The 15,141-nt window shown below is 48.8% G+C and carries 14 protein-coding genes; 5 read left to right on the top strand and 9 right to left on the bottom strand.

The window, feature by feature from the left end:
- Window positions 1-93: 93 nt before the first annotated feature.
- On the top strand, window positions 94-747 hold the full coding sequence (locus tag F4V51_RS02710) for a phosphatase PAP2 family protein (RefSeq protein WP_153976746.1): 654 nt from the start codon (window positions 94-96) through the stop codon (window positions 745-747).
- Here F4V51_RS02710 and F4V51_RS02705 read toward each other — a convergent pair.
- From F4V51_RS02705 to F4V51_RS02685, 7 genes are all read right to left on the bottom strand, one after another.
- Complete coding sequence (locus tag F4V51_RS02705) at window positions 740-2,263, bottom strand: HD domain-containing phosphohydrolase (RefSeq protein WP_153976745.1); 1,524 nt, start codon at window positions 2,261-2,263, stop codon at window positions 740-742. The genes F4V51_RS02710 and F4V51_RS02705 overlap by 8 nt on opposite strands.
- Before the next feature lie 232 nt (window positions 2,264-2,495).
- On the bottom strand, window positions 2,496-3,479 hold the full coding sequence (locus F4V51_RS02700; protein WP_153980535.1) for an anti-sigma factor: 984 nt from the start codon (window positions 3,477-3,479) through the stop codon (window positions 2,496-2,498).
- Window positions 3,476-4,072, bottom strand: coding sequence for an RNA polymerase sigma factor (locus F4V51_RS02695; RefSeq protein WP_153976744.1), 597 nt, complete (start codon window positions 4,070-4,072; stop codon window positions 3,476-3,478). The genes F4V51_RS02700 and F4V51_RS02695 overlap by 4 nt, the downstream gene beginning before the upstream one ends.
- Before the next feature lie 523 nt (window positions 4,073-4,595).
- The gene (locus F4V51_RS28990) at window positions 4,596-4,919 is read right to left on the bottom strand and encodes a hypothetical protein (RefSeq protein WP_236146682.1); all 324 of its coding nucleotides are present in this window, start codon (window positions 4,917-4,919) and stop codon (window positions 4,596-4,598) included.
- Between the two features lie 232 nt (window positions 4,920-5,151).
- Entirely contained in the window at window positions 5,152-5,256 is a 105-nt protein-coding gene (locus tag F4V51_RS28985) for a YjcZ family sporulation protein (protein WP_212677023.1), read from the bottom strand.
- A 50-nt stretch (window positions 5,257-5,306) separates the two neighbouring features.
- Window positions 5,307-5,411: a sporulation protein YjcZ gene (locus tag F4V51_RS28935; protein ID WP_192262833.1), complete on the bottom strand. Its 105-nt coding sequence runs from the start codon at window positions 5,409-5,411 to the stop codon at window positions 5,307-5,309.
- A 238-nt stretch (window positions 5,412-5,649) separates the two neighbouring features.
- The gene (locus F4V51_RS02685) at window positions 5,650-5,976 is read right to left on the bottom strand and encodes an MTH1187 family thiamine-binding protein (RefSeq protein WP_153976743.1); all 327 of its coding nucleotides are present in this window, start codon (window positions 5,974-5,976) and stop codon (window positions 5,650-5,652) included.
- Between the two features lie 751 nt (window positions 5,977-6,727).
- Here F4V51_RS02685 and F4V51_RS02680 point away from each other — a divergent pair.
- The 4 genes from F4V51_RS02680 (at window position 6,728) to F4V51_RS02665 (ending at window position 12,430) form a co-directional block, all read left to right on the top strand.
- Window positions 6,728-9,061, top strand: a complete 2,334-nt coding sequence (locus F4V51_RS02680) for a ribonucleoside-diphosphate reductase subunit alpha (protein ID WP_153976742.1) — start codon at window positions 6,728-6,730, stop codon at window positions 9,059-9,061.
- A 160-nt stretch (window positions 9,062-9,221) separates the two neighbouring features.
- Complete coding sequence (locus tag F4V51_RS02675; RefSeq protein WP_153976741.1) at window positions 9,222-10,253, top strand: ribonucleotide-diphosphate reductase subunit beta; 1,032 nt, start codon at window positions 9,222-9,224, stop codon at window positions 10,251-10,253.
- Between the two features lie 153 nt (window positions 10,254-10,406).
- On the top strand, window positions 10,407-11,378 hold the full coding sequence (locus tag F4V51_RS02670) for an SMI1/KNR4 family protein (RefSeq protein ID WP_153976740.1): 972 nt from the start codon (window positions 10,407-10,409) through the stop codon (window positions 11,376-11,378).
- 17 nt (window positions 11,379-11,395) lie between these two features.
- Complete coding sequence (locus tag F4V51_RS02665; RefSeq protein WP_153976739.1) at window positions 11,396-12,430, top strand: aminoglycoside phosphotransferase family protein; 1,035 nt, start codon at window positions 11,396-11,398, stop codon at window positions 12,428-12,430.
- A gap of 119 nt (window positions 12,431-12,549) precedes the next feature.
- Here F4V51_RS02665 and F4V51_RS02660 read toward each other — a convergent pair whose 3' ends face one another.
- Together F4V51_RS02660 and F4V51_RS02655 are read right to left on the bottom strand one after the other, a co-directional pair.
- Complete coding sequence (locus tag F4V51_RS02660; protein WP_153976738.1) at window positions 12,550-14,367, bottom strand: S9 family peptidase; 1,818 nt, start codon at window positions 14,365-14,367, stop codon at window positions 12,550-12,552.
- A 122-nt stretch (window positions 14,368-14,489) separates the two neighbouring features.
- Complete coding sequence (locus F4V51_RS02655) at window positions 14,490-15,140, bottom strand: 4'-phosphopantetheinyl transferase family protein (RefSeq protein ID WP_162009884.1); 651 nt, start codon at window positions 15,138-15,140, stop codon at window positions 14,490-14,492.
- Window position 15,141 lies beyond the last annotated feature (1 nt).

The raw sequence follows: 15,141 nt of genomic DNA, 5'->3' as shown, positions 1-15,141 counted from the left end.
TTTGTGCTAGAAACATAGTAGAATATAGTGTTGTTTAATTTATCGCTGTGATCCACTTCCTTGACGAATTGGATTGAAAGGAGAAACGTTGTAGTGCAAACGTTAAAAAGTAAATCCTACTGGCTGTCATTAAGCTTGATGCTTTCTCTGGCTGTCATGGGACTGTTATATGATGTTCTTAACAGCCCTGAGCGCGGATTCGCCGTGCTTAATTCACCGATCGATCGGCTCATTCCTTTCGTACCCGGAATGTCCCTTCCTTATCTGGGCTGGTACCCGTTTGTGTTCGGTGTATTGGCGTACCTCTGTGCCAAAGACAGACTTACCTATTATCGCGTACTGCTGTCCATGAACATATGTGTCTGGATCTGTTATCTCATTTATTTCAACTTTCAGACCAGTGTTCCCAGACCAGAAATTACAGGTACAGGTCTAGGTGCATCCGTCCTGGGATGGCTCTATAGCCAGGATCGCCCTTATAATTGCTTCCCGAGCATTCATGCACTTCATTCCTATCTCGTTATGCGAGCGGTTCTCTCGGTACCGAGTATTCGACGTTATGTCAAACTGCTGGTAGCCGCTGGCGCAGCGCTGATCGTGCTCTCCACCCTGCTGATTAAGCAGCATGTGATCTATGATGCTCTGGGTGCAATTGTCCTTGGTGAGTGCATCTTCACCATTATCACCGGGCTGTCCTTACACCGGCGGCGCCGGAAAGATTCGAAGTGGACCGAGGGGATCAACTGACCCCTCGCTCCGACGAACCATGGAGATGCTCTTTCCTTCTCCACTCTTCTATAAACAAGCCTGCAAAATAAGGGTCCCATTGGGTCCCTTTTCCTTCTTCCAGAATAGATAGCGCTTTCTCATGACTCATGCCGTTTCGATAGGGACGATCCGAGGTCATGGCATCAAAGGCATCCGCGACGGCAATAATCCGCCCAAAGAGCGGAATGTCGAGACCAGCTTTGCCATCCGGATACCCTTTTCCATCGTAACGTTCATGATGAGACCGCACACCCGGCAAAAAATCAGCCATTGCATCCATCGGTTCGATCTGTAATAAAATGCTCTCGCCCAGTACCGGGTGGGTCTGAATAATGGCGAATTCTTCCTCACTCAGTTTCCCGTCCTTAAGCAAAACCTCATCTGGCACTCCGATTTTACCAATATCATGAAGAAGCGCAGATTTGTACAGCAAATCGGCTTGTTCCTCACTCATACCACTCAATTTGCCGATCATGAGTGAATACTCGGCCACCCGCATGGAATGTCCTGCCGTATACTTATCCCTCGCATCCAGTGCAGCAGCCAGCGTGGAAAAATAGCTTTGCAGCAGCTGCCGATTACGCTCCTGCCTCATCTCCAGCCGATTAATCATCATATTAAACCCGGAAATAAGAGCCGAAAATTCATCTGCATAGAGGTCAGGCGCTCTTCTGCCCAGATCCCCTTCCTGAATTCGATTCATCTCTTTTGTTAATTCTGCGACAGGATCACGGACATCCCGAATCAGCAGCCAGCTGCCTACCAAGGCAAAGCCAGCCCCCAGCACAACAACAATGATCCCCCACAGGATATACTCTTTCGCAAATTCCTGATCCATATACTGAAGCCTGATAAATGTAGCCAGGAAAAACAGAAATAGCGGAAATAGTCCAATAAGGGCCGTGCTCAGCTGAAATTTCCGCTGGATGGATACGAGCACACGTCCTCCCAATGACGGCTCGGTGCCATATTGCTGTTTACCTCGGCGGCGAGCCTCCATCAGAAGCGGTCTAATCGCCCGAACCGTCAGGAAATATTCAATTAACGCATGCATGATGGCAATCAGAATGGCGCAAGCTGCTGCCACAGCAACATAGTTAGTTGGGAAGTCCAACCACCCTACTGTAAGCATCCATACAGTTAACCCTGCAGCCGGCAATGAAAATCCCAGTAAATGCGGTCCCATGATACGGTAAATGGTTCGTACGGGAAAATGGTGGATAACCTCATACATCCTGCTAAATTCAGCCCGCTCGTGATGCTCCTCAGCGAAAAATTGCCTGATCGGTCTTAGCTGAATCCGTAAGGCAATCCCTTCAGCAGCAAGCATAAACAAAAGGGAAATGAACACAACCAGAATCAAACGTAAAAATTCAATATTTGGTATTTGCAGGGTAGAGACCATCACCACAGTACCAACAACAAACACGGCTCCGAGCGAGCCTACCAGATAATTGCGCACCAGACGAAAGATAAATGAACGGTATATCTCCACCCAAACCCCTCACTCTCTATGTGCAACCAGTTCTCCCGATTAATGTAAGGGGGAGATTCAGGGTACTGCCTATATTTTTTATCGGTCAACCCGCGTCAAAAAATTAATGATCTTCACAATCATTCATCTCCCGCATATTACACTATGTGCATATCTCCATTTGTAGTCATGCTCCCAGCCAAAAAAAGACTGTTTCCCGCAGGAAACAGCCTCGTATCATCACTTGTTCTATTTATCCTTCAATCTTGGCGGCCAGAATCATCGTCCCCCGAGGCTGGTCACCCATCGCATCCGGTTCCAGAGTAATGGCAACTGTGTCATAGTCGTTCACTGAATCCAAAGTATAATACACGGCACCCATGCCATCATGGCTGAGGAACGTTCCGGCATTCTGAGGCTTATCTCCCTTGATCAGCCAGACCTGGAATGCTTCGTTCCCTTCCAGATCAGGCAGGTTCTCTGCCTGCACAACCAGATGTGTACCCTTATCATCAATGACAATGGTCGCCAGTCCATTCGCCACGATGTCCTGCGCTGCAGGGCTAAGCTTCACGGCTTCGCCCATGCGCACGGAGCGCGATGGCTCCTGCACAGCCGCAAGCTGCTGCTGCAGCTTTTCATTCTGCGCCTGTGCCTGTGCGAGCTGCTCCTGTGCAGCTGTTGAGCCGGCCGCCTGCTGCGTGAGTGCATCGATTCGGCTCTGCAGCTGCGCAGCGTAGATGCCGAGCACCAGCGCCGCCGCAGCAAGGCCGGCGCTGGCTGCACGCCAGGCGCGGCTGCTGCGTGCACGCGCGCGCCCTTGTGGCTGCCACGGCTGTGCCTGTGCAGCCTCTTCTGCCCGGGCTGCAGGCACCGCCGTGTTCGGCGGCATGCCTGGCCCGGGCTGCGCCGCATCTGCTTGCTGCGGCGCAGGGGTTGCCTGAAGCACCTCGGGTGCTTCAGGCTCCGCAGGAGCAGCCGCCGGCTTCGCCTCGGCGCTCTCCTGCGTGCTGCCGAGCACGTTGCCCAGCACACGTGCCCGCATACCCGGCGGCGGGGCAACGGGTTCCGCCGCGTGTGGCAGGAAGCCGGTAACTTCCTGCAGTTCCTTCACTTCCTGGCGGCATGCTTCGCATGTAGCCATATGTGCCTCAAATGCTTCCACTTCCTCAGCTTCCAGTCCGCCCAGCACATACATCGGTGCCAGATCAGACCACTCTTCATGTCGTTCTATCATGGATGTATGCCCTCCCTTCCCGCGTCTGGCTGCAATTCAGCATCGGCTAGCAGCTTCTGAAGCTGCTTCATTGCCAGCCTGACCCGGCTCTTGACCGTACCCAGCGGTATCCCGAATCGGCTGGATACTTCCTGCTGCGTTAATCCCCCGTAATATATGGATTCAATAACCTGCTGTTGATCGCGATTCAATTGGGATAAGGCTTCCCTGATTCGGGTCCCTTCCCACTTCCGTTCCACTTCTTGTTCTGTATTGGTTTGTTCATCGGCATACGCTGCCAGAGATTCGTTCTGTACCGCCGTAGTCGCGGCACCTTTCGATTTGCGCCTCAGCATATCCACTGCAATGTTTCGCGTGATGGCAAACATCCAAGTGGTTAGCTTCCCCTGGGAGGCATCGTATCGTTCTGCGTTATTCCAGACTCGCAGGAACAATTCCTGTACCGTTTCTTCTGCCGTCATTGGATCACCTACGATCCGGTAGGCAAACGAATACACTACCCGCTCATAGCGGTCATATAAAAGCTCCAGTGCAGATGCATCCCTCTCTGCGATCTGTTGCATTAACCTGCTGTCCTCCATTGATTCAGTCATGCGAGGGCCCCTTTCTTGATCTCCCTCAACATTATAACCTACGAAAAAACATTTGAAGAGGATTACCTGATGGAAGAAAAAATCTGAAAACTTTTCATGATTTTCTCCTCGCGAAACACTCCATCCTTCCTTTATCTTGCAAAAAATTACAGACTGTGGTATACTCTTAAAGTTGGAATTAAACCTCAACTGATTTTCTATCTTCTTTTAACCCCGGAATATTTTCTTCATGCTGCGACCGCAGCGAATATGTACAACCAACCTATGGAGATTGAAGAACCTGAATCACATTAACCCGGTATAACAGAGTTTCACAAGATTTTCCCATTCACACTGGCGCGGTCATCGGAGCCGCAAGGACAAAAGAGAGGTAGGGCTTTTGTTGTTTTGGAAGTCACTTATTCTTGAGAAGATTGAAAACATACACAAACCAAGCACCCGGAATTGGGTTCCGGGTGCTTTTCCATGTCTGATTACATATTATTTAAATTTAATTATCCGATCTTTGTCGAGAAGTTCTTACTTAGATGAACATGGTTTTGGAGATAATGACCAGCAGGATGAACAGCACCAGAATGGTACCCATGGATCCCCAGCTTCCCCCACCGTGACCATAAGAAGTTCCACAGCCTTTGCTGTAACCATAACCGTGCACGATTGGAGCCTGGTTCGCATGGTGTCCGTACCCGTACCCGTATCCATATCCGTATCCATGCGGCATTGTTCCGCAGCCGTAACCGTACATTTCGTGACCTGTGTATGGGTAACCCTGCATGTTTTCATGACCTCCCATATGTCCGTATACGTGTCCCTGTCCGTTCGGTGAATTCGGTTTAATTTCGCTCATTGTTCATTCCTCCTTAGCATTTGCCTACACCCCTAAGCTATGTATTTTCCCTACGGCTGGACCGGGCTATGGCCCTCATTTGCATAAAATGGGCACTTTTCGCCTTGGACTTGCGTGGAATTTCACCTGTGTTTTTTATCTGATTTCTGTATGCTTCTTCTATCCCAGCCACCCGTCCAGCTTGTCCACAGCTTAAAAAAACCCTGCCGGGTAACCGGCAGAGTTCGCTATATTACACCCAGAAAGATTTAGTGATGATGACGAGGAGAATGAACAGAACCAAGATGGCTCCAGTCGATGTCCAGCCGCCGTATCCTACGCCTCCGACTTCGCTCATGGAGAACCCCCCTTTACCAGAGAATTCGTGTGTGGGGCTAATAAATGCTATTATACCCAGAAAGATTTAGTGATGATGACCAACAGGATGAAGAGAACCAAAATGGCACCAGTCGATGTCCATGCTCCGCCGTATCCACCTACAACTCCACTCATGTAAAACCCTCCTTTGATTTGAGGTACAGTTCACTATATGCAGAAGTCCTTTCCCAGACCGGGCTCTAGATAAAAATGGGCTAGTGTCCCCAAAGGAGAGCGAAGTGCCCTCTTGGTTTAACTACATTCTCCATGGAAGTTTCCGTTGTATAAACACAAAAAATGCAAACACCTGAGGTGCTTGCATTTGGTGAAGTATTAAATCAGTCCCATTTCAACCCAATTCCCATCCTAACCCCTAATTCGGACGTACCTCACGGGATGCCAGCTTGTCCTGAACGGATTGCAGCTTCTGTATGCTGGAGGCATCCGGTTTATCCCGCCGATCGTCAATCTTAACGGATGTAGAGACCCGCTCGGCACCCGATAGAAACGGAGCTTCATGCAAAGCCGCTATGGCTGTGAAGACCTCGTTCAGCGGTCCTTCGATAATAGTGCTCATTGAAGTCAACTGATATGTAATGCCACGCTGGTTTTCCAATACGGCCTGCATGTCGGCCACATAACTGCTTAGACTGGTCGTTCCTGTTCCAATTGGAATTACGGTCACTTCTGCTATTGCCATCCTGCTCCGCCTCCCTTAGCTTCGTTAATTACCGTTGTCGCTATATTTAGCGCAATTTTGACTATTTTTATTTTACCAGTTGAAGGCGTCACAATTCAAACTGACGTGAAGACGTCATTCCATTTGAACAAAAATTTTTTTTGAATAATCTTCAAATCTTCCAGTCCTTTTCCTTTGCGGATTCATGCCGTAAATGGTATACTCGGAATTACGTTTTAGTGTGCTGAACCTGTTTACAAACACAAGATGTTGGGTTAGAGTAGGATAACAGCAACAAAATGTAGTGACAAAGCGTTTCCCCACTTCTGAAAGTCATCTTCTGCAATTTCGCGAAAAACAGGATGGAATCATCTTCAAAGGCACGTCCCTGTAGGTGAAAATCGCTTTCTCGAAACAGAACTGACGCCGAGGTTAACGGGGCTGTTTGGACTGCACCCGGTTGCCTCTATGACAGTCGCAACTAGATATGGACATAACCTTACATAATAGCACCTTGCGGTCGACATATATTTGCGACTGTCAGGAAGCCAGTGCAATCATGGGCATTTTCAGGCCGTCAGGCGGGGAGTGCTTTTTATATGATCATGTTCTGAAGCTGCTCCTATGTTATGGGGTCTTTGCATGCGCAAACTGTCACCACAACAGTCCACCCTGATGTACCTATTTTTTTCTCACCGTAAGAAGACACTCAATTCTTAATATAAGAATTTCTCCAATTTATCTCTTAATCATGCGAAAGCGAGGAATATTCATGCCACAAGTTGTGATCAAGCCGAACAACCGCCAGCTTGCCTTTGACGATATGCGTATCTCGGTATATGCCGACCGTATTCTGGAAGGACTGGACATGCTGGACAAGGAACGTTTGGTACGCGGGGTTAACAGCAAACTTCGTCGTGACGAAGTCACCGGAGACGAGATCAGTAACGCTTTTATGATGAGCGCACTGGAACTGGTAACCAAAGAGGAGCCGAACTGGAAATTTGCAGCGGCACGCTCACTGCTTACTTCCCTATACAAAAAAGCGGCTACCAACCGTAGATACAAATCTTATCCGGACGAGCCTTATGGTGCATTCTACCCTCTCCTTGTAGACCTTGTGAAAAAAGGCATCTACCGTGAAGAACTTTTGGAGTGCTACACCAAAGAACAAATTGATGAACTGGCGGAATGCATTGATTACCGCAACGATTTGCTCTTTGACTACATCGGCTTGCTCACGCTGGCAGAACGCTATCTCGCAAATGACTTTGACGGCAAAGTAATGGAGCTGCCTCAAGAGCGCTACATGGTTATCGCCATGTACCTGATGCACCAGGAGCCTGCAGAGAACCGCATGCATCTGGTTAAGGAAGCTTATTGGGCGATGAGCAACATGTATATGACGGCTGCCACACCTACCATGTCCAATGCAGGTAAAAAAGTAGCCGGACAACTCTCCAGCTGCTTTATCGATACTGTGGACGATTCCCTTGAAGGCATCTTCGATTCCAATACCGATGTAGCCAGACTTAGCAAAATGGGCGGCGGTATTGGTGTGTACCTCGGTAAAGTCAGAGCCCGTGGTTCGGACATCCGTGGTCACAAAAACACAAGCTCCGGCGTAATCCCTTGGATTCGCCAATTGAATAATACAGCTGTTAGCGTAGATCAGCTCGGAACACGCAAAGGGGCAATTGCCGTTTACCTGGACGTCTTCCACAAAGACATTTTGGCGTTCCTGGATCTGAAGCTGAACAACGGGGACGAGCGGATGCGTGCGCATGACGTATTCCACGGCGTATGTCTGCCTGACCTGTTCATGGAACGTGTAGCCAGCCGCGGTGAGTGGAGCCTCTTCTGCCCGCATGAAACGAAAAAGATCATGGGCTGGAAAGACGAAAACGGCCGCGCACTTGGCTTGGAAGATTTCTATGACGAGTCCTTCGGCGCAGGCACATTCCGCGAAAAGTATGAAGAAGCGGTAAATCATCCGCTGTTGTCCCGTATTACGGTACAAGCCATCGATATTATGAAACGTGTCATGAAATCTCAGCTTGAAACAGGTACGCCTTATATGTTCTATCGCGATACGGTTAACCGTTCCAACCCGAACAGTGCCCACGGCATGGTGTACTCTTCCAACCTCTGTACCGAAATCATGCAGAACCAATCTGCAACGGTAGTAGAAAAAGAAGAGCTTGTAACCAAGGATGGTCAAACACGCATCGTAATTTCCAAAGTGCCTGGCGACTTCGTCGTCTGCAACCTGAACTCCATTCATTTGGCACGTGCCGTGCCTCATAACGTACTGGAGCGTCTGGTACCGATTCAGGTTCGCATGCTGGATAACGTTATTGACATTAACAACATTGAAGTACTGCAAGCCCAATATACCAACAGCCAATACCGTGCCGTAGGTTTGGGTACATTCGGACTTCACCACCTGCTTGCTCTTGAGGGCATCCGTTGGGAATCCGATGAGGCTGTAACCTATAACGATAACCTGTACGAAAAAATCAACTACCTGCTCGTCAAAGCCAGCATGGAACTGTCCAAGGAAAAAGGACACTATCCGAAATTCAAAGGTTCCGACTGGGAGAGCGGCAAATACTTCGAGCAGCGTGATTACACAACGGGTGAGCGCGTAGGCGAATTCGTAACGACCGAACAGTGGAAAGAGCTGCAGGCTGAAGTTCAGCAAAACGGTGTACGTAACGCATGGATGTTCGCGATCGCACCTAACGGTTCAACATCCATCATTGCCGGATCTACTGCAAGTATCGACCCGCTCTATGAGCTGTTGTCCTATGAAGAGAAAACAACGTACAAGATTGCCAACCCGGCACCAGACCTGTCGGACAAAACCATCTGGTACTATAAAACGGCCTTCCTGGTGGATCAGCATGCTTCCATCAACATGGCTTCTGCCCGTCAACGTCACGTCGATCAGGGACAAAGCTTCAACCTGTATGTCCGTCCTGATATCAAAGCAACGGAGTTCCTTGAACTGCATCTGCATGCCTGGAGAGCGGGTCTGAAATCGACCTATTATGTTCGCAGCCGTGCATTGACGATTGAAGAATGTGACTCCTGCGCAAGCTGATCGATAGAATACTAGATTCACGATGACCACCAGGGCATCCTGTTTTGATTGCAAAATGGCGCTGCCCTGGTACTTTTTTGCCCAAATTACGATCACAGCATCCCAGCGATGTTGATATAGATGCCTGAACTAAAAGTTTGAATTGAGGAGTGAACGGATTATGCAAGTACAGAAAATTTTCAATACAGAAGCACCTAACCAATCGACTCGAATTATTGAAGGTGAATGCTCCGGGATTCTGAACTGGAACGACATTCGTATGCCTCATATGTACAAGCTGTACAAAGTACTGCTGCTCAACCACTGGATCGCTGACGAAATTCCAATGTCGAAGGATGCTTCCCAATTCGCCCAACTGGATCCGGAAGAACAGCGTACATTCAAAATCAACATTTCCCTGCTGGCTGTACTCGATTCCATGCAAACGATGTTTGTAGGTGATGTTAAACGCTACTTCACCGATTCTTCCCTCGAAGCGATCTCGGCCATTATCGGACAACAGGAAGTCGTTCATAACCAATCGTACTCCTACGTTCTGTCTTCCATCGTATCTGAGCGGGAGCAAAAAGAGATTTTTGAATATTGGAAAAATGATCCCGTACTGCTTGACCGCAACCGGTTTATCGCCGATATCTATCAAAGCTTCCGGGACGAGCCGTCTCCACAGACATTCTTCCAAGCCATGGTAGCCGACCTCGTACTTGAAGGTATTTTCTTCTACAGTACATTCGCCTTCTTCTACAATTTGGCTCGTGACCAGAAGATGATGGCAACCAGCCAGATGATCTCTTACATTCAGCGTGATGAGAATCAGCACTGCTACTTCTTCGCTGAAGTGTTCAAACAGCTGCTTGTTGATTTCCCTGAACTGAACACACCTGAGAACATGGACTATATCTATAAAACAATCGACCGTGCTGTCGAGCTGGAAACCAACTGGGCACACTACACGCTCAGCAATGTTCGTGGAATTGACCTGAACGAGTTGGAAGATTACATCAAATACATCGCCAACAAACGTCTGCGTCTTATGGGCATGGATAAAGCATACGAAGGCGTCGATGTAAACTGCATGCCTTGGATCAAGCCTTTCTCTGATGAAGCACTCAATGCAACAAAAACAGACTTCTTCGAGGCGAAATCCCGTAACTATGGTAAAGTCGGCGACGACAACGGATTCGACGATTTGTAAGTTCAGATATTGCGAACAGAAGACACAATATATCCATATAACACTCCCTCTATGGGAGTGTTTTTGTTACGTTTTGTACCCTTCTCCCCATGGATGAAAATTCTGGGATATAATGGAGAAGGTTTGAATCTCCTATTGAAATGAGGCTAAAGGATGGAACGAGAACTGCTTGATCAATTGAACACCTGGCACGAACAGGACCTGTTTGGTCTCATTATCAAACGCATTGAACAGATCCCTGTACCCGATCGGAATTATGACCTGACAGGTCATCTAGCGAGAGCATATAACAATAGTGCACGGCACCGTGAAGCCATTCAGCAGCTTAAGTCTGTTGAAGAACAAGGCAAATGGGATCCACTCTGGCAATTTCGTCTGGGTTATGCCTATTACCATATGGCCTTATACGATCAGGCATTACAAGCATTTGAACAGGCTGACCGGCTTCAGCCCTATGACGAATCAACACTCGAGTTTTTGAGTTCAACCCGTTCCAAACTTATCAAAATGCAGCGAGACCGGCAGCATCATCTAGAGAAGCTGGCTGAATGGGACCAAAGTGGAATGCAGAACCATCTTAGAGCAGCTTCAGGCTCCTATGATCCCTCCACATTTTGGGAGCAGAGTGACTATGCACAGAGCAGCTATGTTTCTTCTCCTTTTGATGAAAGCCAAATCATCTCTACCGAGCAGGAACTGGGGTACAAACTGCCTGCTTCCTATATTCAATTAATGAACACTCAAAATGGTGGAGTTCCTGCACGCACCGTTTTCCCTACAGAAGAAGCTACATCCTGGGCGGAAGATCATATCGCCATTTCCGGCATCATGGGCATTGGGCATATCAAGTCCTATTCCCTTGCCGGAGAAATGGGAAGTCGCTTCATGATTGAGGACTGGGGATACCCTGATCTGGGCATTGTGATCTGTGACTGTCCATCTGCCGGTCATGACGTCGTGATGCTGGATTATCGTTTCTGTGGCCCGCAGGGGGAGCCCTGCGTTGTCCATGTAGATCAGGAAGATGACTATGAGATCACTTACCTGGCACCCAACTTTGAAGCATTTGTTCGTGGACTGGTGGATGAGGAAACATTTGATCTGGATGAAGAGGACGAGGACTAAACCGGCAGGAGGCCCTTATGACAACCCGAATTTATTTTGCTACCAACCAAATTGGCGATGTTTCATTCTCTTCACTTCAAGAAGCACTCCATGAATTCGACCTGGGAATCCTTGAAGAATATAAACAAACCGAAAAGGGAGTCATGGGCCAGACACTGCTCATCCGTACCTCTCAAGGGGAGTATATTTTGAAGGGCAACCCGCTGTATGTTGGGCAGCTGCAGGAAGAACAATTTTTTGCACAGCAGTTAGCTGAGCACGCCGCTATTCCTGTACCCGTCCCCTACCTGCTGCAAAAAAACACGGACTTGCTGGGCTGGAGTTACGCGATCATGCCCCGTTTACCGGGAAAACACCTGTATGATTCTTCGCTCCAGGCCGCCCTCGGGCAGGATGAGCAAGAAGAGATTGCCTCCATGCTCGCCCATAGCCTGGTCGAACTGCATCGATGGAAAGTACCGGATGCAGGCGAGTATGACCCCATAGCAGAACGAATCGTTCCTTTTGCGGGTACTTATCTCGACTGGCTGTATGGAACCATCCGTCACTGGCTGCTGGATGCCCAGAAGTACTCTGTCATTACGGATGCAGATATAGCTTGGGTGGACGAACAGCTTAGGCTTGCAGAGGCTGCATTTGAGGCCATGCCCGTTCCGGGATTTGTCATGGGCGATTTCAAGGTGGAGAACTTTGTCATCCAGAAGGTTGGCAGCCATGCTTCCGACTGGCGCATTAGCGGCCTGTTCGATTTTACTACTTCTTATTTCGGGGACGGTACGGCAGATCTGACCAAAATGACAGCCATGTATATACATAAAAATCAGCCTGAGCTCGCCAAACGTTTTCTGCACACTTACCGGGAACTTGTCTGCGCTAACGATGAAGAGCGATGCAAACACTTCGCCGTTCGTTTAGGGATCCATCTGCTCTATCAGCGTATTCTCGTATGGGGCGAAGCCAAAGCAACCAATCGGGTCACATGGGAGGCGGATCTGCCTTTTGCAGTCTGGGCACAGCGCTATATCGATTCTGTGCTTGGATTAATTGATTAGAGCAGCCGATCTGTATGCAACGAAAAAGAATAAACCAAAAAAACGGCCGAAATCAGGGACTGCCCCTGCTTCGGTCGTTTTTTTATCGTGTCTTGCTATCTACATTGTTAGACGATAAGTTAAGCTTGGGCTTGCGTTACAGGCGCTTCCTGATGCTTCTGCAGAAACTCCAGCATCCGCCGATACACAAGAATCTCATTCGCCTTTCTGGAGAAGCCGTGACCCTCATCGTCCAATACGATATACTCCACGTCTACGCCCTTATCCTGAAGTGCCGCCACGATCTGATCCGATTCGGCCTTCACAACCCTTGGATCATTCGCGCCTTGAATGACCAGCATCGGATTCACCATCTGGTCAAGATAAGTGATGGGCGAGTCCTTCGTTAGCCGCTCACGGTCACGGACGGGGTCACCGAGCCAGTTATCCATCATCGGTTTCCAATCCTCAGGGACCGATTCCAGGAACGTAAACAGGTTGCTTGGCCCAAAGATATCGACTGCTGCCCGGAACAGCTCGGGATGGCGACCCGCAAGCAGCAGCGTCATGTACCCGCCATAACTGCCTCCAACCACAAACAGGCGATCCGGTGAGGAGATGCCTTGGTCAAACAGCCAATGTATGCCGGCAACACAGTCAAGCCTTGGCCCCTCGCCCCAATCTCTCTCTACCATCTTCACAAACTCGGCACCATATCCGGTGCTTCCACGGAAGTTTGGCGCAAAAATATGATAGCCCTGTGCCAGCATCAGCTGGAACATCGGCCGGAAAAACTTGGCCTCGGAGGCCTGTGGTCCACCATGCGGCCAGAACACCGTGTAACCGTTGGCCTGCTCCGGCTTGGCTTTAAAGAAAAGTGCCTCGATTTCCAGCCCATCATAGGAGTTGTACCGAACCAGGTCAGGATAGACCAGATCATCCGGATCAAGCCCTGTCACCCGGTTGGCCGTGAGTGATTCCCAAGAATCACTCCCCGCAGTCAATCGGTAGATATTATGCGGCTGAATCGCACCCCGCCCAAGAATGTACACATTGCCCGCTTTGGTTACGCGCGTCTGTTCTACCGTATCCAAAGGCATGTCGAGACGACGCGGCTGTGCAGCATCTTTGCCCAGGATGTACATTCGGTTTTCCGTACCTGTAAGCGTCCAGAAATACAATGTCTCCGATGCCTTATGCCAGCGAATCATCTCCACGTCCTCCCCTTCAATTTTGCACAAAGGTCGGAACTCGCGGGTATCCAGTCTATATTCAGCCACATAAGAGTATTCTTCCTTATCATTGGTGACGAGCAAAAGGCGATGGTCATCTGCAAATAGAATTTCAGATACCTGGCTCTGTCTCTCCGAATCGGGCAGAATGGATATCATCTCCCCTTCCAAGTGCAGGTGGGCTGTCTGATACGTATTGGAATACATTTTCACAATAACGAAGCTCTTCTCGTCAGGACTTACCGCAACCAAGTAGCTTGTAGCCTCTTCCCCGCTGTACAATAGCACATCCTCACCTGTTTCCAGATCGCGTCGACGTGAATTGAGATAATTCGGGTTACCCGCACTCGTCACGTAATACAGTCGCTGTCCATCCTCGGACAATTCCGAGAAATAACAGCGGTCATTCGGCTCAGCAGGCACAATGGGCAGCGGCACGCCACCCTCCGGTTTAAGCGCATATAGATGGTAGTTCTCATCGCCGTCCCGATCAAACCCCGTGAGAATATGACGCCCAAGCGGATCAGGCTTAATAAACTGACTGCTCTGGTTCAAATACGTCAAGGGATACGGGTAGCCACCCGGCAGATCCATCGCCCAAATATTCGGTTCACCGTTCAGATTGCTGTCAAAAAACAAACGTTTCTCGTCAGCCGATACGGCAAAGTGCGAAATGCGATACGTCTGGAAATACTGCTCTACATCCGGTTTGGGAAACTGAAGCATGACAAACCTCCTTAGGAATGAACAAAAGTATTTAACGGTGGTGAATTAAGGTATATTTGTCCATATTACAGGAAATTCCATTGTTTACACAATACTCATGTCATATTCCTTTATCATTGTTGCTAACGTCTTATGCCCTCCGTTGTATTCATCCAACGTACAGAGGCTTTTCTGTTTCCTGTCACGCAAAGGGAGGCGGAGTAGTCCTGACCTACATCCAGTGACTGCAACACATACTGCTGTCCCTCAAGCGCCCTCACATCCCGATCATCCTTCTTGGCACACCATGTGTTTAGTGATCGCCATCGTCCACACAACGACTGACCACAAGCCTTAATCCAAGCCTCTTTTCTCGTAAGCACATGCCATAGCCGCCTTCTAGTTTCATGCTCATCACTCCTATTTTCCAGTACATATTGTCTCTCATCTTCGGTCAAAAATCGCTTGATGATGGCATCCTTGTGTAGCAGTGGACGTACATATTCCACATCAACGCCAAGCGCGTTGTGTGCAGTTACTGCAAGCACAGATACTCCCTGAGTATGAGACAGGTTGAACTGTGGTCCTCCCTTAACATATGGCTTGCCTGCTGCACCATATTTGATCAAAATATTCGAAGCTTTCTCACGCATGTAGTGTGCTAGTACATATCTCAGAAAAGTCCTAGAGATCGCCAAACTATGGGCTGCAAGTAAAGATGTCTTCTTTTTGCTATGTACGCGTTCCTTTTCATCCGGACTTAATAGAAACATGTCCATATCCAATGTCGACAAA

Source organism: Paenibacillus xylanilyticus (assembly GCF_009664365.1).
In the GTDB taxonomy this organism is placed as follows: Bacteria; Bacillota; Bacilli; order Paenibacillales; family Paenibacillaceae; genus Paenibacillus; species Paenibacillus xylanilyticus_A.
This window is presented reverse-complemented; position numbering and strand designations above follow the sequence as displayed.

What these genes read in the sequence shown, in the direction of transcription:
- F4V51_RS02700 (WP_153980535.1), bottom strand. Translation starts at nt 3,479, where the DNA reads ATGATAGAACGACATGAAGAGTGGTCTGATCTGGCACCGATGTATGTG.
- F4V51_RS02695 (WP_153976744.1), bottom strand. Translation starts at nt 4,072, where the DNA reads ATGACTGAATCAATGGAGGACAGCAGGTTAATGCAACAGATCGCAGAG.
- F4V51_RS28990 (WP_236146682.1), bottom strand. Translation starts at nt 4,919, where the DNA reads ATGAGCGAAATTAAACCGAATTCACCGAACGGACAGGGACACGTATAC.
- F4V51_RS28985 (WP_212677023.1), bottom strand. Translation starts at nt 5,256, where the DNA reads ATGAGCGAAGTCGGAGGCGTAGGATACGGCGGCTGGACATCGACTGGA.
- F4V51_RS28935 (WP_192262833.1), bottom strand. Translation starts at nt 5,411, where the DNA reads ATGAGTGGAGTTGTAGGTGGATACGGCGGAGCATGGACATCGACTGGT.
- F4V51_RS02685 (WP_153976743.1), bottom strand. Translation starts at nt 5,976, where the DNA reads ATGGCAATAGCAGAAGTGACCGTAATTCCAATTGGAACAGGAACGACC.
- F4V51_RS02680 (WP_153976742.1), top strand. Translation starts at nt 6,728, where the DNA reads ATGCCACAAGTTGTGATCAAGCCGAACAACCGCCAGCTTGCCTTTGAC.
- F4V51_RS02675 (WP_153976741.1), top strand. Translation starts at nt 9,222, where the DNA reads ATGCAAGTACAGAAAATTTTCAATACAGAAGCACCTAACCAATCGACT.
- F4V51_RS02670 (WP_153976740.1), top strand. Translation starts at nt 10,407, where the DNA reads ATGGAACGAGAACTGCTTGATCAATTGAACACCTGGCACGAACAGGAC.
- F4V51_RS02665 (WP_153976739.1), top strand. Translation starts at nt 11,396, where the DNA reads ATGACAACCCGAATTTATTTTGCTACCAACCAAATTGGCGATGTTTCA.
- F4V51_RS02660 (WP_153976738.1), bottom strand. Translation starts at nt 14,367, where the DNA reads ATGCTTCAGTTTCCCAAACCGGATGTAGAGCAGTATTTCCAGACGTAT.